The organism is Lysobacter sp. BMK333-48F3 (genome assembly GCF_019733395.1).
In the GTDB taxonomy this organism is placed as follows: Bacteria; Pseudomonadota; Gammaproteobacteria; order Xanthomonadales; family Xanthomonadaceae; genus Lysobacter.
The window spans coordinates 4,068,260-4,089,572 of the sequence record NZ_JAIHOO010000001.1 but is presented as its reverse complement, the minus strand read 5'-3'; the positions used below and the strand labels follow the sequence as shown (position 1 = coordinate 4,089,572).

The 21,313-nt window shown below is 70.5% G+C and carries 19 protein-coding genes; 13 read left to right on the top strand and 6 right to left on the bottom strand.

Annotated elements, in window-relative coordinates; genetic code table 11:
• Positions 1 to 496 precede the first annotated feature (496 nt).
• From K4L06_RS17700 to K4L06_RS17680, 5 genes are all read left to right on the top strand, one after another.
• Entirely contained in the window at positions 497 to 769 is a 273-nt protein-coding gene (locus tag K4L06_RS17700; RefSeq protein ID WP_221672645.1) for a GlsB/YeaQ/YmgE family stress response membrane protein, read from the top strand.
• 405 nt (positions 770 to 1,174) lie between these two features.
• On the top strand, positions 1,175 to 1,399 hold the full coding sequence (locus K4L06_RS17695; RefSeq protein ID WP_221672644.1) for a hypothetical protein: 225 nt from the start codon (positions 1,175 to 1,177) through the stop codon (positions 1,397 to 1,399).
• A gap of 19 nt (positions 1,400 to 1,418) precedes the next feature.
• A complete protein-coding gene (locus tag K4L06_RS17690; protein WP_221672643.1) occupies positions 1,419 to 1,586 on the top strand; it encodes a hypothetical protein in 168 nt (55 codons plus the stop codon).
• Between the two features lie 3 nt (positions 1,587 to 1,589).
• A complete protein-coding gene (locus tag K4L06_RS17685) occupies positions 1,590 to 3,308 on the top strand; it encodes an AarF/UbiB family protein (protein ID WP_221672642.1) in 1,719 nt (572 codons plus the stop codon).
• A gap of 99 nt (positions 3,309 to 3,407) precedes the next feature.
• On the top strand, positions 3,408 to 3,725 hold the full coding sequence (locus K4L06_RS17680) for a hypothetical protein (RefSeq protein WP_221672641.1): 318 nt from the start codon (positions 3,408 to 3,410) through the stop codon (positions 3,723 to 3,725).
• Positions 3,726 to 3,858: 133 nt separating this feature from the next.
• Here K4L06_RS17680 and K4L06_RS17675 read toward each other — a convergent pair whose 3' ends face one another.
• Positions 3,859 to 8,337 carry a DEAD/DEAH box helicase gene (locus tag K4L06_RS17675; RefSeq protein ID WP_221672640.1) on the bottom strand — a complete coding sequence of 1,493 codons (4,479 nt, stop codon included), beginning with the start codon at positions 8,335 to 8,337 and terminating at the stop codon, positions 3,859 to 3,861.
• 434 nt (positions 8,338 to 8,771) lie between these two features.
• On the opposite strand from K4L06_RS17675, the gene K4L06_RS17670 reads away from it, so the two are divergent.
• Both K4L06_RS17670 and cueR read left to right on the top strand, forming a co-directional pair.
• A complete protein-coding gene (locus K4L06_RS17670; protein ID WP_221672639.1) occupies positions 8,772 to 11,267 on the top strand; it encodes a heavy metal translocating P-type ATPase in 2,496 nt (831 codons plus the stop codon).
• Positions 11,264 to 11,734: a Cu(I)-responsive transcriptional regulator gene (cueR, locus tag K4L06_RS17665; RefSeq protein WP_221672638.1), complete on the top strand. Its 471-nt coding sequence runs from the start codon at positions 11,264 to 11,266 to the stop codon at positions 11,732 to 11,734. Before K4L06_RS17670 ends, cueR begins: the two co-directional genes overlap by 4 nt.
• A 383-nt stretch (positions 11,735 to 12,117) precedes the next feature.
• Here cueR and K4L06_RS17660 read toward each other — a convergent pair whose 3' ends face one another.
• The gene (locus tag K4L06_RS17660) at positions 12,118 to 12,405 is read right to left on the bottom strand and encodes a hypothetical protein (protein ID WP_221672637.1); all 288 of its coding nucleotides are present in this window, start codon (positions 12,403 to 12,405) and stop codon (positions 12,118 to 12,120) included.
• A gap of 9 nt (positions 12,406 to 12,414) precedes the next feature.
• The gene (locus K4L06_RS17655) at positions 12,415 to 12,654 is read right to left on the bottom strand and encodes a hypothetical protein (protein ID WP_221672636.1); all 240 of its coding nucleotides are present in this window, start codon (positions 12,652 to 12,654) and stop codon (positions 12,415 to 12,417) included.
• 497 nt (positions 12,655 to 13,151) lie between these two features.
• On the opposite strand from K4L06_RS17655, the gene K4L06_RS17650 reads away from it, so the two are divergent.
• Positions 13,152 to 13,814 (top strand): IS1595 family transposase, encoded by a 663-nt coding sequence (locus K4L06_RS17650; RefSeq protein ID WP_221669514.1) that lies wholly within the window; start codon positions 13,152 to 13,154, stop codon positions 13,812 to 13,814.
• A 390-nt stretch (positions 13,815 to 14,204) separates the two neighbouring features.
• On the opposite strand, the gene K4L06_RS17645 is transcribed toward K4L06_RS17650, so the two are convergent.
• A complete protein-coding gene (locus K4L06_RS17645) occupies positions 14,205 to 15,038 on the bottom strand; it encodes a TorF family putative porin (RefSeq protein ID WP_221672635.1) in 834 nt (277 codons plus the stop codon).
• Between the two features lie 201 nt (positions 15,039 to 15,239).
• Between K4L06_RS17645 and K4L06_RS17640 the strand changes: the two genes are divergently transcribed.
• The 4 genes from K4L06_RS17640 (at position 15,240) to K4L06_RS17625 (ending at position 19,427) form a co-directional block, all read left to right on the top strand.
• Positions 15,240 to 16,382: a polyamine ABC transporter substrate-binding protein gene (locus K4L06_RS17640; RefSeq protein WP_221672634.1), complete on the top strand. Its 1,143-nt coding sequence runs from the start codon at positions 15,240 to 15,242 to the stop codon at positions 16,380 to 16,382.
• Positions 16,383 to 16,385: 3 nt separating this feature from the next.
• A complete protein-coding gene (locus K4L06_RS17635) occupies positions 16,386 to 17,546 on the top strand; it encodes an ABC transporter ATP-binding protein (protein ID WP_221672633.1) in 1,161 nt (386 codons plus the stop codon).
• 211 nt (positions 17,547 to 17,757) lie between these two features.
• Entirely contained in the window at positions 17,758 to 18,615 is an 858-nt protein-coding gene (locus K4L06_RS17630; protein WP_255595706.1) for an ABC transporter permease subunit, read from the top strand.
• Positions 18,612 to 19,427, top strand: a complete 816-nt coding sequence (locus tag K4L06_RS17625) for an ABC transporter permease subunit (protein ID WP_221672631.1) — start codon at positions 18,612 to 18,614, stop codon at positions 19,425 to 19,427. Before K4L06_RS17630 ends, K4L06_RS17625 begins: the two co-directional genes overlap by 4 nt.
• Positions 19,428 to 19,452: 25 nt before the next feature.
• On the opposite strand, the gene K4L06_RS17620 is transcribed toward K4L06_RS17625, so the two are convergent.
• Positions 19,453 to 19,887, bottom strand: a complete 435-nt coding sequence (locus K4L06_RS17620) for a DUF6196 family protein (protein ID WP_221672630.1) — start codon at positions 19,885 to 19,887, stop codon at positions 19,453 to 19,455.
• A gap of 129 nt (positions 19,888 to 20,016) precedes the next feature.
• Positions 20,017 to 20,766 carry a SapC family protein gene (locus K4L06_RS17615; RefSeq protein WP_221672629.1) on the bottom strand — a complete coding sequence of 250 codons (750 nt, stop codon included), beginning with the start codon at positions 20,764 to 20,766 and terminating at the stop codon, positions 20,017 to 20,019.
• A gap of 232 nt (positions 20,767 to 20,998) precedes the next feature.
• On the opposite strand from K4L06_RS17615, the gene K4L06_RS17610 reads away from it, so the two are divergent.
• On the top strand, positions 20,999 to 21,286 hold the full coding sequence (locus tag K4L06_RS17610; protein ID WP_221672628.1) for a hypothetical protein: 288 nt from the start codon (positions 20,999 to 21,001) through the stop codon (positions 21,284 to 21,286).
• Positions 21,287 to 21,313 lie beyond the last annotated feature (27 nt).

Genomic DNA, 21,313 nt, shown 5'->3' with positions numbered 1-21,313 from the left:
GGCGCCGCAACGCGGGAAACGCTGGGAATGCCGCAAGTCGCGTGCCAAGTCCGCGAGTGCGCCTTCGTCGCGCGCGCGCCGGCGGCGCGCCACGGGTATGCAGGAACTGTTGCGCGGGCCGGCAGAATCTGCGCGTCGATGCCCGGAGCTTCAGGCTGGAATTGCTGCCTTTGCGGCCGCTGTAACGAAGGTCCGGGGCGAAAAACGACCGAAAAACGTTCCGCCCTGCCCGCCTTGGCGCCGTTTTCCCGTTCGTACCAGCGATGGAGCGGGCAAGCGTCCTGGCGCAAGCCCCAAGCCAGCCCCATCGCGGCGCGGCGGAGCGGCCGGACAGGAGCCTTCGCACACAGCGAATGTGCGGCCATCCGCAGATTGTTCGATCGCGCGCCGCAACGGCGCAAAAAGGACGCGCCCGTGACAGCGGCATGTCCACTGTGGCATCGCGACATACGGCCTTCCGGCGGCCGATTTCGCCGGCATCGAGAGGAGACGCGGAATGATCGGCATCCTCGTTTGGCTCGCGGTAGGCGCCCTGATCGGTTGGGTCGCCAGTCTGGTCATGCGCAGCGCGGCACCGCAGAACGCCGCTCAGCACATCGCCGTCGGGGTCGCGGGCGCGATCGCCGGGGGCTGCGCCGGACGGCTGTTGGGCATCGGCCAACTCGACCGCGGCGACCTCAGCGTGGCCGGACTGGCGTTGTGCCTGATCGGCGCGATCGTCGCGCTCGGCGTCTTCAGCCTGTTCCATCGCCCCAGTCAGGCCCGCTGAGCGCGCCCAGCGCGCCGCCGCGAGCCGCCGGAATCGCGGCGAAAATTGTGCTTGTCGCGAAAATATTTCCGCAGATCGCAAAGCCGGCGACCGAGAGCCGACGGTGAAAATGCCCGATCGCCGGCCTCGGCGGGCACCACCGGTGGGTCCGGCTTAACGCCGGCGTTCCGGGCGATGACGCGTTCTTCGCCGCCCATGCGACCGGCGGCGGTGCCCGGCCGATGGGCCCGAGTCGCACCCCGCAGGCGCGGCGCGCGTCTCCTGCGGACGTTTTCCGTTCCGGCCGGCCAGCACCATCGCACGGCGCTGGCACGCGCCTTGCTTCGCTTGCGATAGCACGCCCCATTGCGACCCGCCCGCATGCAGTGACAGCACCGCCGCTCGTCCACCGCCTCGGAGGCTCTCATGAACGACGCGCTCGAACTCGCCCTGGACAAGCTCGACCGGATCGTCGCCGGCTGGATCGAATCGCCGCCCGATGCGCAGACCCTGGAACGCGAATTCGGCCGCGCCATCGAGGCCGTGCTGGCCCACGCCGGGCGCGACGAATACGACTACGTCGGCGCGCGCATCCGCTTCACCCTCGACAGCCGCCTGGGGCCGCCGGTGCCGCGGCCGACCTTGCACTGACCGATCAGGAGCTATCGCCATGAGCGACGACCCGAACCAGCGTGGCGCCCGCAGCCGCATCGGCCTGGAACTGGAACACGAACTACGCTGTTGCAGGCAGGCCTTCGGCCTCGACGCACGACGCCTGCGCATGGTCGCGCTCGGCGCCTCGGTCGAAGCGGTCGAACATCAGCTGCGCGGCGGCTGAGCCATGGCCGCGGCCCTGCTCGACCGGCTCGACCGCGGCGACAACCCGGCCCTGCGCACGGCGCGGGTGCTGGCCTTCGTCGCCAAGTACCGCCACATCGGCGCGTTCTCCGAGTTCGACGTCGCCGCCGGGCGCGGCCTGCCCGAGCATGCGCAAGCGCAGACCGCCGGCGAACGCCGCGACGGCGAAGCCTTCGTCCACGATCTGGAATCGCTGGGGCCGGCTTTCATCAAGCTCGGCCAGGCCTTGTCGACCCGCCCCGACCTGCTGCCCGAAGACCTGCATCGCGCGCTGGAACGGATGCAGGACCGGGTCACCGAGCAGATCCCGTTCGAGCAGGTGCGCGAACTGGTCGAAGAGCGCTTGCGGGTGCGCTTGACCAAGGCCTTCATGCGCTTCGACCCGGAACCGATCGGGCGCGCCTCGCTGGCCCAGGTGCACCGCGCGACTCTGCGCGACGGCCGCGAGGTCGCGGTCAAGCTGCAACGGCCCGGGATCGAGACGGTGATCGGCACCGACCTGGACATCCTCGCCCGCCTCGCCTACACCGCCGACCGGGTCACCGCGACCGGGCGGCGCATGCACTTCGCCGACTGGCTCGACGAGTTCCGGCGCGGGCTGTACACCGAGCTGGACTACTGCGCCGAGGCGCGCAACCTGGAACGCTTCGCCGCGCACCTGGCGCGCTATCCGGAACTGTACGTGCCGCAACCGGTGTGGAGCCTGTGCGGGCCGCGCATCATCACCATGGACCTGGTGCGCGGACGCAAGGTGGTCGACCTGTCCGGGCTGCTGCGCACCGAACACGAGTTCGCTCCGCTCGCGATGGCGCTGCTGCGCGGCTACCTGGATCAGGTGTTCCTGCACGGCGAGATCCATGCCGATCCGCATCCGGGCAACGTGCTGCTGTCCGACGACGGGCGCCTGGCGGTGCTCGACCTAGGCATGATCGTGCATGTGCCGCCGCAACGCCGCGACCGCTTGCTGAAGCTGATGCTGGCCGCGGTCGACGGCCGCGGCGAAGACGCTGCCGCCGAGACCATCGCCATCGGCACGCGCCTGGAGGCCTTCGACGAAGTGCGCTACCGGCGCGAGATCGGCCACCTGATCGGCCGCTACGCGGCGCAGCAGTCCAGCGCCGAACTCGCCGAGGGCACCTTGTTCATCGAAGTCGTGCGGGTCGCGGTGGCCTGCGGCCTGCGCCCGCCGCCGGAGCTGGGCCTGCTCGGCCGCACCCTGCTCAATCTGCAGGCGGTGGCGCATGCGCTGGCGCCGGACCTGGACATCCAGGACGTGGTGCGGCCGCACCTGGAGTACGTGATGCTGGGTCGCCTGCGTCGCTCGCTGTCGGCGCCGGGGCTGGCGACCGAGGCGCTGGAACTGCAGGGGCTGGTGCGCGACGCGCCGCGCAAGCTGTCGGCGCTGCTGTCGGTGCTGGCCGAGAACCGGCTGCAGGTGTCGGTGGCCGGGCTGGAGGAATCGCGGCTGATGGAGAGCCTGCAGAAGATCGCCAACCGGATCAGCACCGGCGCGATCGCCGCCGCGCTGATCATCGCCTCGGCGGTGATGATGCGCGTCGACACGCCGCACCGCATTCTGGGCTATCCGGCGCTGGCGCTGGTGCTGTTCCTGTTCGCCTGCCTACTCGGCATCGCGCTGGTGGTCAGCGCCCTGCTCAGCGACCGCAAGGCGCCCTCGCGCAAGAACAACACCCCGCCGTGAAGCCTGGCCGCCATGAACCTGTCGCCTCGAAACTCATTGCGTCTCGAACCGGCTGCGCGACCGGATCTCGTCCTTCTCACTTAATCACCGGAGCCGAACGTGTCCCAGATCGATCTCCAATCCGCACTCGAAACCGCGCTGCGCGAGGCGCTGGAGCTTCAACGCAAATGCCTGGGCTTGTACGAACAGATCGAAAGCCTGAAGGGCGAAAGCCTGGCCTACCAGCTGATGGCCGAGTCTTTGCTGGAAACCGCCGCCGACGCCGCCGCCACGCGTTCGGTCGCGACCTTGCAGGTGCTGGAGGAAAGCCACCTACTGACCAGCGGCCCGCTGTACCGGCGCGGCTTCGCCCGCGTTCGCGCTTCGTTCCAGAGCCGCCTGCCCGGGCCGGCGGCGGCGCAGCGTACCGGGGCCTGAGCGCTCGGGATCGGTTGGCGGCTTCGGACCTCGCCCGATGTCGCGTGGCTTCGGGTCGAACGCTGGCGGGCACCGCTGCGGCTGTCGCGGCTTACGCCGCTCCTACAGGGGGGCGGCGCGGGCTGCGCGGCGGTCACGGCCGGGCTAGATTGCGCAGCACTTCGTCCAGGCTGGCCGCGGCTGCTGCGGCGGCGCCGCTGGGGCGGCGGGTCAGGCGCTGTTGCACTTCGCGCCGCAGCTCGGCCGGCAGCGGTTCGAACTCCTCGACTTGACCGGCCAGCAGCGCGGCGATGGCGACGCCGTCGCGGAAGGCGATGCGTGCGCCCGGGATCCGCGCCACTTTGGTGCCGGCCAGGACGCTGCCGGTGAGGTTCAGCGGGTCGGCCGCGGATACGCAGACGATCTCGCCGTCGCGCTCGCGCTGGCGCACTTTGCGCAGGGCCGCGACCGCGTCCGGCAGGGCGAACTGTTCGCCGCTCATGCCGGCGACGAAACGGCCGCCGCGGATCTCGCCGCGCGCTTCCAGGCGCCGGTAGACCCGCAACAGGTCGCGCCACGGCGGCAGCCAGCCGGCCTCGCGCTGGATCAGGCGCCAGAACACCACCCCGTAGCGCTCGAGCAGGCGCCAGGCGATGTGCTCGATCGCTTCGGCGCGGCGCGCAGCGGCCTGGGCGGGGTCGTCGCCGGCATCGGCGACGGCATCCTCCTGCGGCCGGGTCAAGGACCAGCGCCCGGCATCCTGCAGGTCGGTCAGCATCGCCCGCCGGCGTCGGTGGCCGTGGGTGGCCGCGCGCTTGGACGCCGGCACCAGCAGGCCGCGCAGGCCGGCGTAGCTGTCGCAGGTGATGCGGCCGCGCACCACCAATTCGCCCAAGGCCTCTTCCAGCTCGGTGCGCAGCAGATGCGCGGCGCGTTCGAGCTCGTCGAAGAACGAGGCCCCGCGCGCCTGCAGCACGTCGAGCACGCGCTGCGCGCGCGAGGACACCGGCGCCGGATCGGAACCCAGGTCGGCGCTGAGCCGCCAGTCGCCCAGCGCGCGCCGCGGCAGCAGCACGATCGGGGTCTGGCGCACGCTGGGCACGCCCTGCGGCGCGCTGTCGGCGCCGGCGGCCTGCGGACGCAGCCGCGCCCAGGTCACCCGTCCGGCGGCGCAGAGTTCGTCCAGCCATTGCGAGTCGTAGTCGGCGACGCGCGCCGGCAGCAGCTCGCTTTCCCAGACCGAAGCCGGCGCCTCGAAACCTTCCAGTTGTTCCAGCACCGCGCGCAGCGCCTGCGGGCCGTGCATGCGCTCGGCCCGGGCCAGGTGCTGCCAGTCGAACGCGAAGCGGGCGAAATCGCGCGGTTCGACCGGCTCGATCTCGCGCCGCAGGCGGCCGACCGTGTAGCGGTGGATGCGCGCGAGCAAATGCCGCTCGCACCATTGCTCCTCGCCGCCGAGCAGGCTGTCGCGGCCGAACCGGCCGCGCATTACGTAGCCTTCGCTCTCCAGACGCAGCAGGGCCAGGTCGAGTTCGCCGCGCGGCCGCCGCATCGCCGCGGCCAAGGCGGGCGCGGTGACCGGCCCCAGCGCGGTCAGGCGCGCGCGCAGCAACTCGGTCAACGCGTCCTCGCCGCTCCAGGCCGTGGCCAGGAATTCGGCCGGCACCGTCACCGCGGTCTCGGCCACCGCCTGCGGGAACAGCGCCTGCGCCTGCGGCAGGGTTTCGGTCGCCACCCACCAGCCGATCGCGTCGTCGGCGCCGTGCAGGCGCAGGGCGGTGGCGCGGCCGGCGCCGGCCAAGGCCGCCAGCCAGCCGTTCCAGTCGTGCGCTTGCGCCTCTTCGACGGCGACGAAGCCCAGCCCCATCAGCGCCTCGTGCATCTCGTCGGCGTCGCGCACCTCCGGCCAGGCCTCCTCGCGCACCGCTTCGATCGCCTGCGGGTCGAGCCGGCCCAAGTCGCTGGCGCCGTCGGCCTGCGCGTAGCGCCGCGCCATCACCGCCTGGGTGCGGCGCTCTTCCAGCGGCGCATCGTCGAGGAAGGCATAGGGGCGCGCATTGATCGCCTCGGCGGCGATCGGCGACGGCGCGGCCACGTCGCGGCCGACCACCCGCACCTGGCCGGCCTCCAAGCGTTGCAGCAGGCGCAGCCAGCCGGCGCTGTCCATCGCCTCGTACAGGCAGTCGTGCAGGGTCTGCGCGACCAGCGGGTGGTCGGGCACCTCGCGTTCGCCGGCCAGGTTCTCGGCGCAGGCGACCTGGTCGGGAAATACTGTCGCCAGCAAGTCCTCGCTCTTCATCCTTTGCAGCTGCGGCGCGACCTTGCGCCCGCCGACGAAGCGCGGCAGCGCCAGCGCGGTGGTCGCATTCCAGCGCCAGCGCACCGGGAACAAGGGCGCGTCCAGCAGGGCCTGGGTCAGCACGTCGAGCGCGCTGGCCGAATGCAGGTAGCGCGCGACCTCCTCCAGCGGAAAGCTGTGGCTGGTCGACAGCGACAGCACGATCGCGTCCTCGGTCGCCGCCGCCTGCAGTTCGAAATTGAACTTGCGGCAGAAGCGTTTGCGCAGGGCCAGGCCCCAGGCGCGGTTGATCCGGCTGCCGTAGGGCGAGTGGATTACCAGCTGGGTGCCGCCGGACTCGTCGAAGAAGCGTTCGAACACCACCACGTCCTGGCTCGGCACCACGCCGAGCGCGGCGCGGGTGCGGCCCAGGTAATCGATCAGCTGGACCGCGCTTTCGCCGTCGCAGGCGTAGCGCTGTTGCAGCGCCTGCGCCGCCGCGGCGGGATCGGGATGCTGTTCGAGCGCGGCATCCACTCCGGCGCGCAAGCGCGACACCGACCCGGACAGCTCGTCGCTGCGCCCCGGCGCCTCGCCGAGCCAGAACGGGATGTTCGGCGGCTGGCCGTGGGCGTCCTCGACCCGCACCCGCCCAGGCTCGACGCGCAGGATCTTGTAGCTGGCGTTGCCGAGCTGGAACACGTCGCCGGCCAGGCTCTCGATCGCGAAGTCCTCGTTGACCGTGCCGATGCTGTGCGCCTCCGGCTCCAGCAACACCGCGTAGTCGCCGGTGTCGGGAATGGTGCCGCCGGACATCACCGCAGTCATCCGGCTGCCGCGGCGCGCGCGCAAGCGGCCGTGCACGGCGTCGCGGTGGAGATAGGACGAGCGCGGCCCGCGCCGGGTGGTGAAGCCGTCGGCGAGCATGCGCACGATCGCGTCGAACTCGGCCCGGCCCAGCCCGGCGTACGGCCAGGCGCCGCGCAGGCAGTCGTATAGCGCGTCCTCGCTCCATTCCCGCGCCGCGACCTCGGCGACGATCTGCTGCGCCAGCACGTCCAGCGGCGCGCGCGGAATCTGCAGCGCGTCGAGTTCGCCGCGGCGGACGCTGTCGAGCAAGGCCACGCACTCGACCAGGTCCTCGCGCGACTGCGGGAACAGCCGCCCCTTGGGCACGCCGCCGACGTGGTGGCCGGCGCGGCCGACCCGCTGCAGCAAGGCGGCGATCGAACGCGGCGAACCGAGCTGGCAGACCAGCTCGACATCGCCTATGTCGATGCCCAGCTCCAGCGACGCGGTCGCCACCAGCACCCGCAGTTCGCCGCGCTTGAGCCGTTGTTCGGCGTCCAGGCGCAACTCGCGCGCCAGGCTGCCGTGATGCGCGGCGACCGCGTCCTTGCCCAAGCGTTCGCCGAGATGACGCGCGGCGCGTTCGGCCATGCGCCGGGTGTTGACGAACACCAGGGTGGTGCGGTGTTCGCGCGCCAACGCGGCGAGGCGGTCGTAGACCTCGTCCCATTGCTCGTGCGACATCACCGCGCTCAGCGGCGAGCCCGGCAGTTCCAGGGCCAGGTCGCGGCGCTTGGCGTAGCCGATGTCGATCACCGCGCAGTCCGGCGCGCCGTCGGCGCCCACGCGCTGCGTGCCGACCAGGAACCGCGCGACTTCGTCGATGGGTTTTTGCGTCGCCGACAGGCCGATCCGCTGCGGCCGGACTTCGCACAGCGCGCCCAGCCGCTCCAGGCTGAGGCTGAGGTGGCTGCCGCGCTTGTCGTCGGCGACGGCGTGGATTTCGTCGACGATCACCGTACGCACCGCGCCGAGCATGGCCCGGCCGGATTCGGAGCCGAGCAGCACGTACAGCGATTCGGGCGTGGTGACCAGGATGTGCGGCGGCTTGCGGCGCATGCTCTGGCGCTCGCCGGCCGGGGTGTCGCCGGTGCGCACCGCGGTGCGGATGCCGGGGTCGCCCAGGCCCATCGCCTGCAGCGCCGCGCCGATCCCGGCCAGCGGCGCCTCCAGGTTGAGATGAATGTCGTTGGACAGCGCCTTCAGCGGCGAGACGTAGACCACCGCGACCTCGTCGCGCAGCCCCTGCTCCAGGCCTTCTCGGACCAGGGCGTCGATCGCGGCCAGGAAGGCGGTGAGGGTCTTGCCCGAGCCGGTCGGCGCCGCGACCAGGGTGTCGCCGCCGGCGCGGATCGCCGGCCAGGCCAGGGCCTGGGCCCCGGTCGGAGCCGGGAAGGCCGCGCGGAACCAGGCCGCGACCGCCGGATGGAAGGCGTCGAGCACGGCGTCGTCGATGGCCGCGGCGGCAGGGGCTGCGCTGTCGGGAATATCGCTGTCGGAAACCATGCGTTCGCCGCGTCGCCGCGGCCCGGTGAGGACGGAGCGGGCCGCCAAGGCGGCCCACGGGAGCAAACTGGCTGTAGCGGATTGTCTGAAAGCGGATTGTCTGAAAGCGGACTGTCTGAAGCGGACTGCTTGTAGCGGCTGCGTGCGGCAGACTTGCGGGATCGAACGGCCGGATCCGGCCGCGTGGTCGAATTGCGCGACCGGATCGGCTGCAGCGTAGCGCCGCCCTTGCGGCGGAGCGGCGGGTCGCCTCAGGAAGCATCCCCGTCCCGCTCAACATTGGGCCGATTCTGCGCCGCAAAACCGCCGCCGGGGCCTGCCGGCCGGCACCGCTGAACGGTTCAGCGCCGCCCCTGGCCATCCTCGCTTGACCTTCCCATCATGGGAAGCCCAAGACTGCTTCGCAATCCGAACCGTCAGCGAAGGACCCTGCGATGCCATCCGCCGCGAACCCTACCGTCACCGCCACCCCGGCCGGCGCCCACGCCGCCGCCCCCACCGTCCGCCTGCGCTTCGGCGTCGCCGGCATGACCTGCGGCTCCTGCGTGGCGCGGATCGAAAAAGCCTTGCGCGCCATGCCCGGCGTAAGCGAGGCCAGCGTCAACCTGGCCACCGAAACCGCCGAGCTAGCCTCCGCCGGCCCCGTCTCAGCCGGTGAGATCGAACGCGCGGTGGCCGCGGCCGGCTATTCCGTGACCCGCGACGAAACCGAGCTGGCGCTGCGCGGCATGACCTGCGGCTCCTGCGTCAGCCGGATCGAGAAAGCCCTGAACGCCGTGCCCGGCGTGCTGTCCGCCGAGGTCAACCTGGCCACCGAGCGGGCGCGGGTGCGGCACTTCGGCGGGCTCGATCCGGCGACGCTGATCGCCGCGGTCGAGCGCGCCGGCTACGCCGCCGCCCTGGCCGATGTCGATGCGGCCGACGGCGACTCCGGCGCCGCGACGGCGGCGGGCAGCGAAGATGCCACGTCGACGCGCGCGCCGCTGAGCCGCGAAACCCGGCACTTGTGGCTGGCCGCGGCGCTGACCCTGCCGCTGGTGCTGCCGATGTTCGGCCTGCTGTTCGGCCAGCACTGGATGCTGCCGGGCTGGCTGCAGCTGGCCCTGGCCACGCCGGTGCAGTTCTGGCTCGGCGCGCGTTTCTACCGCGCCGGCTGGCACGCCCTGCGCGCGGGCAGCGGCAACATGGACCTGCTGGTCGCGCTCGGCACCAGCGCCGGCTACGGCCTGAGCCTGTACCACCTGTGGCGCGGCGACAGCCAGGCGCTGTACTTCGAGACCTCGGCGGTGATCGTCACCCTGATCCTGCTCGGCAAGTGGCTGGAAGCGCGCGCCAAGCGCCAGACCACCGCGGCGATCCGCGCCCTGCAGGCGCTGCGCCCGGCACGGGCGCGGGTGCTGCGCGACGGGGTCGAGCGCGAGCTGCCGATCGCCCAGTTGCGGGTCGGCGACCTGGTGGTGACCCTGCCCGGCGAACGCATCGCCGCCGACGGCCGCATCCGCGAAGGCCGCAGCCACGTCGACGAATCGCTGATCACCGGCGAATCGCTGCCGGTGCCGCGCCACGAAGGCGACCGCGTCACCGGCGGCGCGATCAACGGCGAAGGCCGGCTGGTCGTGGAAACGCTGGCGGTCGGCGCCGAAACCGCGCTGGCGCGGATCATCCGCCTGGTCGAGGACGCGCAGGCCAAGAAGGCGCCGATCCAGCGCCTGGTCGACCGGGTCAGCGCGGTGTTCGTGCCGGTGGTGATCGGCCTGGCCCTGATCACCCTGCTCGCCTGGGGTCTGGGCACGGGCGACTGGAACCAGGCCATTCTCAATGCGGTCGCGGTGCTGGTGATCGCCTGCCCCTGCGCGCTGGGCTTGGCCACGCCGACCGCGATCATGGCCGGCACCGGCGTGGCCGCGCGCGCCGGCCTGCTGATCAAGGACGCCGAGGCCCTGGAGATCGCCCATCGCATCGACACCGTCGCCTTCGACAAGACCGGCACCCTGACCGAAGGCCGGCCGGTGCTGGCCGAATGGATCGCCGTCGACGGCGACCGCGACGCGCTGCTGGCCCAGGCCGCGGCGCTGCAACGCGGCAGCGAACACCCGCTGGCGCGCGCCACCCTGGACCGCGCCGAAGGCCTGCGTCTGGCCGAGGCGAGCGAGTTGCGCGCGGTGCCGGGGCGCGGCCTGCGCGGCCGGATCGGCGAACGCGAGTTGCTGCTCGGCAGCGGCCGCATGCTGGCCGAGGCCGGCATCGCCGGCGACGCGCTGGCGCAGGACGCGCAGCGACTGGCCGACAGCGGCCACAGCGTGTCCTGGCTGGCCGCCGACGACGCGCACGGCAAGCATCTGCTCGGCGTGCTCGGCTTCCGCGACACGCCGTGGCCGCAGGCGCGCGCGGCGATCCAGCGCTTGCAGGCGCTGGGGCTGCGCACGGTGATGATCTCCGGCGACGCTCCGGGCGCGGCGCAGGCGGTCGCGCGCGAACTGGGCATCGACGAGGTGCGCGCGGAAGTGCTGCCGGAGCAGAAGGCCGAGACGGTGACGCGACTGCGCGGCAGCGGCGCGGTGGCGATGGTCGGCGACGGGGTCAACGACGCTCCGGCGCTGGCCGCGGCCGACGTCGGCATCGCCATGGGCAGCGGCACCGACGTGGCCATGCAGGCCGCCGGCATCACCCTGATGCGCGCCGAGCCGGGCCTGGTCGCCGACGCGATCGACATCTCCCGCCGCACCACGCGCAAGATCCGCCAGAATCTGTTCTGGGCGTTCGGCTACAACGTGGTCGGCATCGCCCTGGCCGCATTCGGCTGGCTCGACCCGATCGTCGCCGCGGCGGCGATGGCGTTCTCCAGCGTCAGCGTGCTGGCCAATACCTTGTTGCTGCGCCGCTGGCGCCCGTCGACCCGCTCGACGCTTACCGATGGAGCCGCCGCATGAGCCGTACCGCCCGCACCGCGCCGCCGCCCGAACTGGCCCAGGCCAAGGCCGAAGGCCTGCACAACATCGGCGAGGCCGCCGCGCTCAGCGGCGTCAGCGCCAAGATGATCCGCCACTACGAGGGCATCGGCCTGATTCCGCCGGCCGGACGCAGCGTCGCCGGCTACCGGCTGTACAGCGACAACGACCTGCACCGGCTGCGCTTCATCAAGCGCTCGCGCACCCTGGGTTTCTCGATGCGCCAGATCGAAACCCTGCTCGGCCTGTGGGACGACCGCGCCCGCGCCAGCGCCGAGGTCAAGCAACTGGCGCAGGCGCATGCGCGCGAACTCGGCGAGAAGATCCGCGAGATGCAGGCGATGCAGCGGACTTTGGAAGCGCTGGCCGAACGCTGCCACGGCGACGACCGGCCGGATTGCCCGATCCTCGACGATCTGGCGGCGGAGTGCTGCGGTTCGTCCAAGTGATGTTCGTTGTAGGAGCGGCGTGAGCCGCGACAACCGCAGCGGTGAACGCGAGCGTGCCGACCGAAGACCGCGGATACGCGGATACAGGCAGTGCCGCAACCGACCAAGTGCCCGGGCTTCGGATAGTGCGCGTCGAACACCGCCTCGATTGTCGCGGCTTATGACCAGAGGAAATCCCCGTGGGACGCCGCTCCTACAGGCCAGTGCGACCGCGAAACAAAAAGGACCGGACGCGGGCTGCGTCCGGTCCTCGCGCGTCGCCGGCAGGGCCGGCCGGCAACGCGGGTCGCCGCTCATGGCCGGCGACAGGCCCCTCATGCCGCGGCAGCGGCATGGTCGAACTCAGGCGCGCGGTGGCGACGCCAGCACGCAGCGCGTCGGACTCAGACGCGCCGCTCCAGCGCCGCCAAAGCCTGGCGCGTCTCCTCGCCGTCGCGCCGGCCCATCGCTTCGGCGGCGTCGGCCAGCCAACGGTTGGCCGGCACTTCGCCTTCGCTGCTCAGGCGCCGGCGGTACTCCGGCACCAGTTGCGCCAACTCCTCGCGCAGCCGCTGGGCGCGTTCGTCGTACTGGCGGATCAGCGCGTGCTCGTCGGCATCGTCGATCGCGCCGGCCTCGCGCAGGCTGCGCACGCGTTCCAGCCACTGCTCGCGGCGTTGTTCGGAGTCCATGCGCGGCGCTCAGCGGAAGCCGAGGTCGTAGGCCGCGCCGAACACGTTCTTGGCCACTTCGGGCAGGTCCGAATCCTGCGCCGCGTCGTTGGCCAGGCCGAGGTACTGGGTCGCCGCGTCGGCGATGAAATCGCCCAGCATGCCGCCGAGTTCGCGGCCGATCATGGTCCCGAGCGGTCCTGCGATCGATCCCAATCCTGCGCCCAGCGCCTGACCGATGCCGCTGGCGAAATCACCGAACAAAGACATGGCGAGCTCCTTTCCGTGGGTGACGCCGCCAGTGTCTCCGCGCGGGAATCCCGGTCAATCTGGGAATGACCCTAGGAAAATCATGAATAGGGCTGGGTTTTCAGGGGGTAGGAGCGGCGTCGCAGGGGGTTTCCGCTGGTCGCAAGCCGCGACCGCGGGCTTGCTGCAACCGCGAAAGCAACGGCAACAGCAAATCCCCCCTGCCCCCCTTCTTCAAAGGGGGGAACAGCAGGCGGCGTGGGCTCTCGTAGGAGCGGCGCGAGCCGCGACCGCGGGCTGGCATGTCGCGGCGAAAGCAGCGGCAAGAGCGAGAGCAAATCTCCCCCCCTTTTCAAGGTAATTCCCTACGAATCTGGACCAGATTAGGCTGGTTCCAGATGCAAAAATGTCCTGTTTGCCAACGTGCGCGGCCATGGAAATTGAGCGATGGACGGCTCAAGTGCCGGGCGTGCGCCCATCGCTTTCGTCCGGCCGTCTTGGCCTGGGAATCGGTCCGATTGAGCGCTTCCCAGAAGCGGCAACTGATCGAACGTTTCGCTCTGGGCGTACCGGTCTACCGGCAGCGATTCCGGCCCGTATGCAGCCCGGCCACGGCAGAAAAGTTCTACCGCGTCCTGCGGGCTTGCTGCGCCTTCGAAGAGCAGTGGCGAGGGCCGTTCGATGGGGTCGTGGAATGCGACGAAACTACGTTTGGCGGCATACGTCATGGCAAAACCGGTTGGGGCGCCGCCGGCAAGGTGATCGTGTTCGGCATCGTCAAGCGCAACGGCCAGGTCAAGGCCATGCCGATCGCGGCGCACGATCGCGACAGCGTGATGCAGCAGATCGAGGCGCACACCCGCGAAGGGTCGCTGTACTACACCGACCGCTGGCAGGCGTACGCCACGCTGAAGCTACGAGGCGACCACGTGATGATCCGCAAGGAGAAGGGCAAGCCGGTCGGACGCGACCACATCAACGGCATCGAAGGCTTCTGGAGCTACGCCAAGAACTGGTTAGCCCCGTACCGTGGGGTGCCCCGCCAATTCTTCCATCTGTATTTGGGTGAAGTTTGCTACCGCTACAACCACCGGGCCGAAGACCTGCAAGCCTTGCTGGACAAGGCTCTGCGGGTCATAGACCTTGACCAAATCACTCCACTTTTGGTCCAGAAACGTTAGGAATTACCCTTTTCAAAGGGGGGAACAGCAAGGCGGCGTGGGCTTTTGTAGGAGCGGCGCGAGCCGCGACCGCGGGCTGGCATGTCGCGGCGAAAGCAACGGCAAGAGCGAGAGCAAATCCCCCCCTCTACAAAGGGGGAACAGCAGGCGGCGCGGGCTTTTGTAGGAGCGGCGTGAGCCGCGACAACCGCAGCGGTGTTCGACAGCGCGGCATCCGAAGCCCGAAGGGCCACATCCGAAGCCCGGACGTACCACGCAAGCGGAAGCTCTCCGTGTGCCGTCAGCTTCGGATACGGCTCTCGCGTACACCGCTGCGCTTGTCGCGGCTTATGACCGCAGGAAATCCCTGCGGGACGCCGCTCCTACAGAAGGCTGTCGCGTCGCGTGGCTTCAGAACGACCAGGTCAGCGCCAGCGCTACGCGGCCGTCGGCCAGGCGCGCGTCATCCAGCGCCTCGGACAACTCGGGGCCGTAGCTGGAGGTGTCGGTGTACTGCAGCTGCGCCTGCACCGGGCCGAATTCGCGGGTCAGCGCGATCAGATAATCCTGATAGCTGTCGCCGGCCGCGTCGTCGAGGTCGTAATGGCCGACCTGCAGCTTGAGCCCGAAGCCGCTCTCGCCCAGCGGCCATTCGCCGCCGGCGTTCCAGTAATAGCCCTTGCCGCCCAGGCCGAAAATATCCGGCGAATAGGCCAGGCCGACGTGGTAGTGCTCGGCGAAGCTCAGGATGGTTTCCAGCTCGGTGTAGTCGTAGTCGTAACCGCGGCGCGCGCCCGGATAGGCGGCGCGGGTCAGGACCACGTCCAGCTCCAGACCGGGACGCAGTTCGCCGGCCCAGCCGAAGTAACCGTCGAGTTCGTAGTCGATGCCGTCGTCTTCCTCGCCGGCGGCGGTGAAGTCGATGCTCGACGCCCACAGCCCGGCGTAGAAGCCGCTGCGGTGCTCCAGGTTGATCTCGGCCTGCAGCGCAGGGTCCTCCTGGGTCTGGGACACGCCGCGCCAGACGTAGTCGCTGAGCAGGCCGACGCTGCCGTGCGCCGCCCACGGCGCCTCGGCCTCGGCCGGCGCGGCTTCTGCAGGCGCCGCCCCGGCCGGCGCGGTCGCCGCCTGCTCGGCGGCCGCCGTCTGCGCCATCGCCGCCGGCGCGCCGGCCAGCGCGGCCAAGGCCAGCCACCAGGGCGCCAGGCGCGCGGCGGCAGTGCGGGCGGTGGGGAAAGTCGGCATCGGCGGGCTCCGTCGGGCGGTGGGCAGGGTGAGCGGGCTGCGACGATACCGCAAGCTGGCCGGATCGGTGCAGATCCCTGGCAGATGCCGGCCGGATTGGCGGCGGTTCGCCGCCCGATGCGGCCGGCGCGTTGACACCGCCGGGACGGGCTCCGAACATCGCGCCCAACGTATCGCCGAACTTCCCTCCTGGAGACTGCCGTGACCCTGCGCCTCGCCCCGCTCGCCTGCGCCCTGCTGCTCGCCGCCTGCGGCGGCAAGCAGCCCGACGCCGCCACCGCGGCCCCGGCCGGCGCCGAAGACAAGGTCCTCAACGTCTACAACTGGTCGGACTACGTCGCCGACGACACGGTCAAGAACTTCGAGACCGCCAACGGGGTCAAGGTCAATTACGACGTCTACGACGCCAACGAGACCCTGGAGAGCAAGCTCACCGCCGGCGCCTCCGGCTACGACGTGGTGTTCCCCTCGGCGCGGCCGTTCGCCCAGCGCCAGGTCAAGAGCGGCCTGTACGCGGCGCTGGACAAGAGCAAGCTGCCGAACTGGAAGCACCTGGACCCGCAGGTGCTGCAGAACCTGGCCTCGATCGACCCGGGCAACGCCCACCTGGTGCCGTACATGTGGGGCACCACCGGCCTGGGCCTGAACGTCGACAAGATCAAGCTGGCCCTCGGCGAGAACGCGCCGCTGGATTCGTGGTCGCTGCTGTTCGATCCGGCCAACGCCGCCAAGCTGGCCAAGTGCGGCATCACCGTGCTCGACGACGACCAGGAAACCTTCGGCGCGGCGCTGATCTGGCTCGGCCGCGATCCCAACGCCGGCGCCGCCGACGAGATCGAGGCGGTGCGCAAGGTCTACGCCGCGATCCGCCCGCACGTGCGCACCTTCAACAACGCCGAGTACAAGGACGCCTTCGCCAACGGCGACGCCTGTCTGGTGATGGGCTATTCCGGCGACATCGCCCAGGCCAGCACCACCGCCTTCGACGCCGCCAAGCAGGCCGGCAAGCCGGCGCCGAACCTGCGCTTCGTGATTCCCAAGGAAGGTGCGATCCGCTGGGTCGACGTGATCGCGATCCCCAAGGACAGCAAGCACCCCGGCAACGCCCACGCCTTCATCGACTACCTGCTCGACCCCAAGGTCGCCGCGGCGATCAGCAACCACGTCGCCTACGCCAGCGCCAACCAGGACGCCACCGCCCTGGTCGACCCGGCCATCGCCCAGGACCCGGGCGTCTATCCGCCGGCCGAGGTGCGGGCCAAGCTGGTCGACCCGGCCAGCCTGCCCGAGGACGTGCAGCGCCAGCGCGTACGCGCCTGGACCCGGATCAAGAGCGGGCAGTAAGCGGTGAGCGTCCCGTCCCGCAACGCCGCGCCCGAACCCTGGCGCGACCCGTCCGCGCAGCCCTTCGTGCGCATCGAAGGGGTGACCAAGACCTTCGGCAAGGTCTACGCCTGCGACGACATCTCGCTGGACGTCTATCGCGGCGAGTTCTTCGCCCTGCTCGGCGGCTCCGGCTCCGGCAAGAGCACCCTGCTGCGGGTGCTGGCCGGTTTCGAGAGCCCCGACCGCGGCCGGGTGCTGATCGACGGCGTCGACGTCACCGCGCTGCCGCCGTACCAGCGCCCGGTCAACATGATGTTCCAAAGCTATGCGCTGTTCCCGCACATGAGCGTGGCGCAGAACATCGGCTTCGGCCTCAAGCAGACCCTGCCGGGCGAAACCCCGCGCAGCGCCGGCGAGATCCGCGATCGGGTCCAGGCCATGCTCGAACTGGTGCGCATGCCCCAGCTCGGCCAGCGCAAGCCCGACCAGCTCTCCGGCGGCCAGCGCCAGCGCGTCGCCCTGGCCCGCGCCCTGGCCAAGCAGCCCAAGCTGTTGCTGCTCGACGAGCCGCTGGGCGCGCTGGACAAGCGCCTGCGCGAGCACACCCAGTTCGAACTGGTCAGCATCCAGGAACGGGTCGGCACAACCTTCATCATGGTCACCCACGACCAGGAAGAAGCGATGACCATGTCCTCGCGGATCGCGGTGATGGACGCCGGCCGCATCGTCCAGGTCTCGACCCCGGCGGTGCTGTACGAATACCCCTCGACCCGCTTCGTCGCCGAGTTCATCGGCGGCATCAACCTGCTCGAAGGCCGGGTGCTCGGCCACGATGCGGCCGGCGGCGACCTGCGCATCCACTGCGACGGCGTCGGCGGCGAATTGCTGGCGCGCCATCCCGACCCGCTGCCGGAAGGCACCGCGGTCGGCATCGCGGTGCGTCCGGAGAAGATCGACGTGCACGACACCCGCCCGGCCGGCTTCGACAATGCGGTGGTCGGCAAGGTGCGCGACATCGCCTATCTGGGCGACGTCTCGATCTACCACGTCCAGACCGAGTCCGGCGCGGTGCTGCGGGTGCAGGAGACCCACGTCGCGCGCAGTTCGCAGCCGCATTACGACTGGGACGACACGCTGTGGCTGTCGTGGGACGCGGCCAGCGCGGTGGTGTTGACCTCGTGAGCGCGCTGTTCGCGGATCGCAAGCGCAATAGCGCCGGGGCGGAGTGCGGCTCGGCGAAGGGGGGCGGACGGTGAGCGGGATGGAGCGAAAGCGCGGCTTGGGGGCTTGGGGTTTCTGGGGGGATGTCGTTGATAATCTCTTCGGTTGGTTCCGCGCCGTAGGCAGCGAGTTCCGCAGCCGCCGCGGCCGCTTGCTGGTGACCGCCGTACCGATGCTGTGGCTGGCGCTGTTCTTCCTGGTGCCGTTCGCGATCGTGCTCAAGCTGAGCTTCGCCCAGGCCCTGTTCGGCCAGGTGCCGCCGTACACGCCGCTGGTCCAGACCGGCGCCGACGGCGCGGTCTCGCTGCAGTTGCACGCGTCCAATTACGCCGCGCTGATCGCCGACCCGCTGTACGTCAACGCCTATCTGAAGTCGCTGTTGTTCGCCAGCGTCTCGACCCTGTGCTGCCTGCTGATCGGCTATCCGATCGCCTACGGCATCGCCCGCGCGCCCAAGGTCTGGCGCTTGTTGCTGCTGGTGCTGGTGATCCTGCCGTTCTGGACCAGCTCGCTGCTGCGCACCTACGCCATGATCGGCCTGCTGCGCGCCAACGGCGTGGTCAGCCAGGCGCTGGCCAAGCTGGGCCTGATCGAGCCCGGCACGGCGGTGCTGCACACTGATCTGGCGGTGTATCTGGGCATCACCTACAACTATCTGCCGTTCATGATCCTGCCGCTGGCGGCGACCCTGATCCGGCTCGACTTCACTCTGCTCGAAGCCGCCGCCGACCTCGGCGCCAAGCCCTGGCAGGCCTTCGTCCGGGTCACCCTGCCGCTGTCCTTCCCCGGCATGCTCGCCGGCACCTTGCTGGTGTTCATTCCCTCGGTCGGCGAGTTCGTGATTCCCGACGTGCTCGGCGGCCCCGACGCGCTGACCATCGGCCGGGTGTTGTGGACCGAGTTCTTCACCAACCGCGACTGGCCGCTGGCGGCGGCGATCGCGATCGCCATGCTGCTCCTGATCGTGCTGCCGACCCTGTTGTTCGAATACGTCGAAAACCGCCGCGCGGCGCGCGAGGACGGCCGATGAAGCGCACCCCGTTCGCCCTGTACACGATGATGGCGCTGGGCTACGCCTTCCTCTACCTGCCGATCGTCTCGGTGATCGTGTATTCGTTCAGCGGCTCCGACCGCGCCACCACCTGGGGCGGTTTCTCGCTGCGCTGGTACGGCGAGCTGTTGCGCAACGAGCAGATCCTCGACGCGGTCCAGCGCAGCCTGACCATCGCCTCGATCTCGGCCACCGCCGCGGTCGCGCTGGGCACCGCCAGCGGCCTGGCCCTGTCGCGCTTCGGCCGCTTCCCCGGCCGCGGCGCGCTGAGCCTGCTGAATTCGGCGCCGATGGTGATGCCGGACGTGATGCTGGGCCTGTCCTCGCTGCTGTTGTTCGTCGGCCTGCAGCAGTGGTTCGGCTGGCCCGAGCGCGGCATGACCACGATCACCCTGGCCCACATCACCCTCACCGCCTGCTACGTCACCGTGGTGGTGCGCTCGCGCATGACCTCGCTCGACGCCAGCCTGGAGGAAGCGGCGATGGACCTGGGCGCCAAGCCCTGGCGGGTGTTCTTCGTCATCACCCTGCCGCTGATCGCGCCGGCGCTGCTGGCCGGCTGGCTGCTCGCCTTCACCCTGTCGCTGGACGACCTGGTGATCGCCAGCTTCACCTCCGGCCCCGGCTCGACCACCCTGCCGATGCTGGTGTACTCGAAGGTCAAGCTCGGGGTGACGCCGGAGATCAACGCCCTGACCACGATCATCGTCGCCCTGGTCGCGTTCGGCGTCAGCGTCGCCGGCGCGATCATGTACCGGCGCGACCGCTTGCGCGAGGCCGCGCACCGCTGAGGGACAAAGCGCGGACTTCGCAGGCTCAGGGCGCCGAAGCCAGCGCTTCGAGTTCGGCCCGCACCGGCGCGGCCAACGCCGCCGGCACGCCCCAGTAATCGTAGATGCCGCCGTCGTCGCGGTTGTGCCCGCAGACGACGAACACGCCGGTGCCGAAGCGCTGCTTGAGGCGCGAGGCCAGCCAGCCGACGAAGCCGCTGTTGTCGGCGCCGGCCGGGAAGTGGAAACGGAACAGCGCGAACAGCTCCCGGCCCGGATCGTCGCAGGGCACCAGTTGGCTCCAGACCGCATCGTCGCGGACCAGGGCCAGGGCGTCGGCGCGGACCGCGGCCGGAAAATCCGCCAAGCCGAATTCGAGATAGGCGTAGCTGCCGGGATACGCGGCCAGCCGGGCGCGCCGGGTCACCTCGAGCAGGCGGCGCTCGGTCGCCTGCGGACTCTCGTGCGAGATATCGACCATCGGGTTTTCCTTATCGAGCGACGCCGGCGCGGGGCCGGCGTCGCAGCGGCGGACGCAAGCGCTCGCCCAGGAACGTCGGCCGCCGCGCAGCGCAGCGGCCGACCCGGGCGCTCGGCCCGGACAGCGGACTCAGTTGGTCGGGCCGTGCGGCACGTCGGCCTGCTCGGCCGCCTCCTGCGCCAGCGCCGACAGCCGCTCCAGGTTGCGCATCGACACCAGGTGGGTGTGGATCAGGCGCATCGCGCCGGTGCGCACCAGTTCGGCCAGGGTGGCGTCGTCGAGCTTGTGCAGGCGCTCTTCGGACACCACGTGGACGCCGTTGATCTCGTGCGGGGCCTCGCCTTCGCGGCCGAAGCGCACCACCTGCTGCTCGAGCAGGTCCAGCGCCTTGAGCCGCTCGGTGAAGGCGGCGGTGCGCTTGAGTTCGTGGTGGAACTCGGTCAAAAAGCCCAGCGCCCGGGTCAGGTTGGGCGTGTCTTCGCCGGCGTCGTCGAACAGCGCTTCGCCCTCCTCTTCCGACAGGCCGTCGTAGGCCATGTCCACGCACACGGTGAGGTTGCCGGTTTCGCGGTCCTCGGCCAGCACGAACGGGTACTGGCGCAGGAACGCCGGCACGTAGCCGCGGCGCCAGTGCGACTCGGCGTCGACGTACAGGTTCTGCTGCGGCTTCAGCCCGACCATGATCGCCGGCAGGTAGTCGCCGTTGTCGAGGCGGGCGAACACGATCGCGTACTCCGCGGCCGCGGGCAGGAATTCGATCGCCGCCAGCGGCACCGAATTGAGCGAAGCGGCGAAGCGGGCGTTGTGCGACTGCGCGTTGATGCGCAGGTGCCGGTGGGTGTTGCGGTTCAGCGGAACGACGCGGTCGTAGATCAGCATGGAAATCCGGAATCCAGTGAATGCCCGCCGGCGCGGCGGGTGCGGCGAAGATGCGCCATCGAGGTGACATTGACAACGGTGCCGGCCGGTCGGCCATACGCCCGCCCCGGCGCGATGCCAATTTTCGCCTGCATGGGTGCCAGTCAAAGCTGTCATCACATCGCCTCCCATATCGTGATTGCCGGCACACAAGACGGACGTGCCGGGCAAGAGGGGAAAGGCTTTGTTCAAAGTGTCGTTGCGAGAACACGCTCTGCTGAGCGTCCTGGTCGGGTTGCAGCGCGGCGTGCAACCGGAAACCAGCCATATGAAACACGCCCTGATCGAGGACGGACTGGCGCTGAGCCAGGACGGCCGGCTGGCTCTGTCCAACGCCGGCACCACCCTGCTGCAGGCCCTGCAGCACATGGTCTGGGCCGAGGTCGAGTCGTTGCAGCAGGTCCTGGCCAACAAGTCCTCGGCGCCCAGCGACGAGGTCCTGCGGATGTCGCGGCGGCCGATCGTCCCGCCGCCGGAGTAGCCGGCCCGGCGCCTCCGGCGAGCGGAT

Excerpts from the sequence above, each read along its gene's own strand:
- K4L06_RS17700 (WP_221672645.1), top strand. The coding sequence starts at position 497 with ATGATCGGCATCCTCGTTTGGCTCGCGGTAGGCGCCCTGATCGGTTGG.
- K4L06_RS17695 (WP_221672644.1), top strand. The coding sequence starts at position 1,175 with ATGAACGACGCGCTCGAACTCGCCCTGGACAAGCTCGACCGGATCGTC.
- K4L06_RS17690 (WP_221672643.1), top strand. The coding sequence starts at position 1,419 with ATGAGCGACGACCCGAACCAGCGTGGCGCCCGCAGCCGCATCGGCCTG.
- K4L06_RS17685 (WP_221672642.1), top strand. The coding sequence starts at position 1,590 with ATGGCCGCGGCCCTGCTCGACCGGCTCGACCGCGGCGACAACCCGGCC.
- K4L06_RS17675 (WP_221672640.1), bottom strand. The coding sequence starts at position 8,337 with ATGGTTTCCGACAGCGATATTCCCGACAGCGCAGCCCCTGCCGCCGCG.
- K4L06_RS17670 (WP_221672639.1), top strand. The coding sequence starts at position 8,772 with ATGCCATCCGCCGCGAACCCTACCGTCACCGCCACCCCGGCCGGCGCC.
- cueR (WP_221672638.1), top strand. The coding sequence starts at position 11,264 with ATGAGCCGTACCGCCCGCACCGCGCCGCCGCCCGAACTGGCCCAGGCC.
- K4L06_RS17660 (WP_221672637.1), bottom strand. The coding sequence starts at position 12,405 with ATGGACTCCGAACAACGCCGCGAGCAGTGGCTGGAACGCGTGCGCAGC.
- K4L06_RS17655 (WP_221672636.1), bottom strand. The coding sequence starts at position 12,654 with ATGTCTTTGTTCGGTGATTTCGCCAGCGGCATCGGTCAGGCGCTGGGC.
- K4L06_RS17645 (WP_221672635.1), bottom strand. The coding sequence starts at position 15,038 with ATGCCGACTTTCCCCACCGCCCGCACTGCCGCCGCGCGCCTGGCGCCC.
- K4L06_RS17630 (WP_255595706.1), top strand. The coding sequence starts at position 17,758 with ATGCTGTGGCTGGCGCTGTTCTTCCTGGTGCCGTTCGCGATCGTGCTC.
- K4L06_RS17625 (WP_221672631.1), top strand. The coding sequence starts at position 18,612 with ATGAAGCGCACCCCGTTCGCCCTGTACACGATGATGGCGCTGGGCTAC.
- K4L06_RS17620 (WP_221672630.1), bottom strand. The coding sequence starts at position 19,887 with ATGGTCGATATCTCGCACGAGAGTCCGCAGGCGACCGAGCGCCGCCTG.
- K4L06_RS17615 (WP_221672629.1), bottom strand. The coding sequence starts at position 20,766 with ATGCTGATCTACGACCGCGTCGTTCCGCTGAACCGCAACACCCACCGG.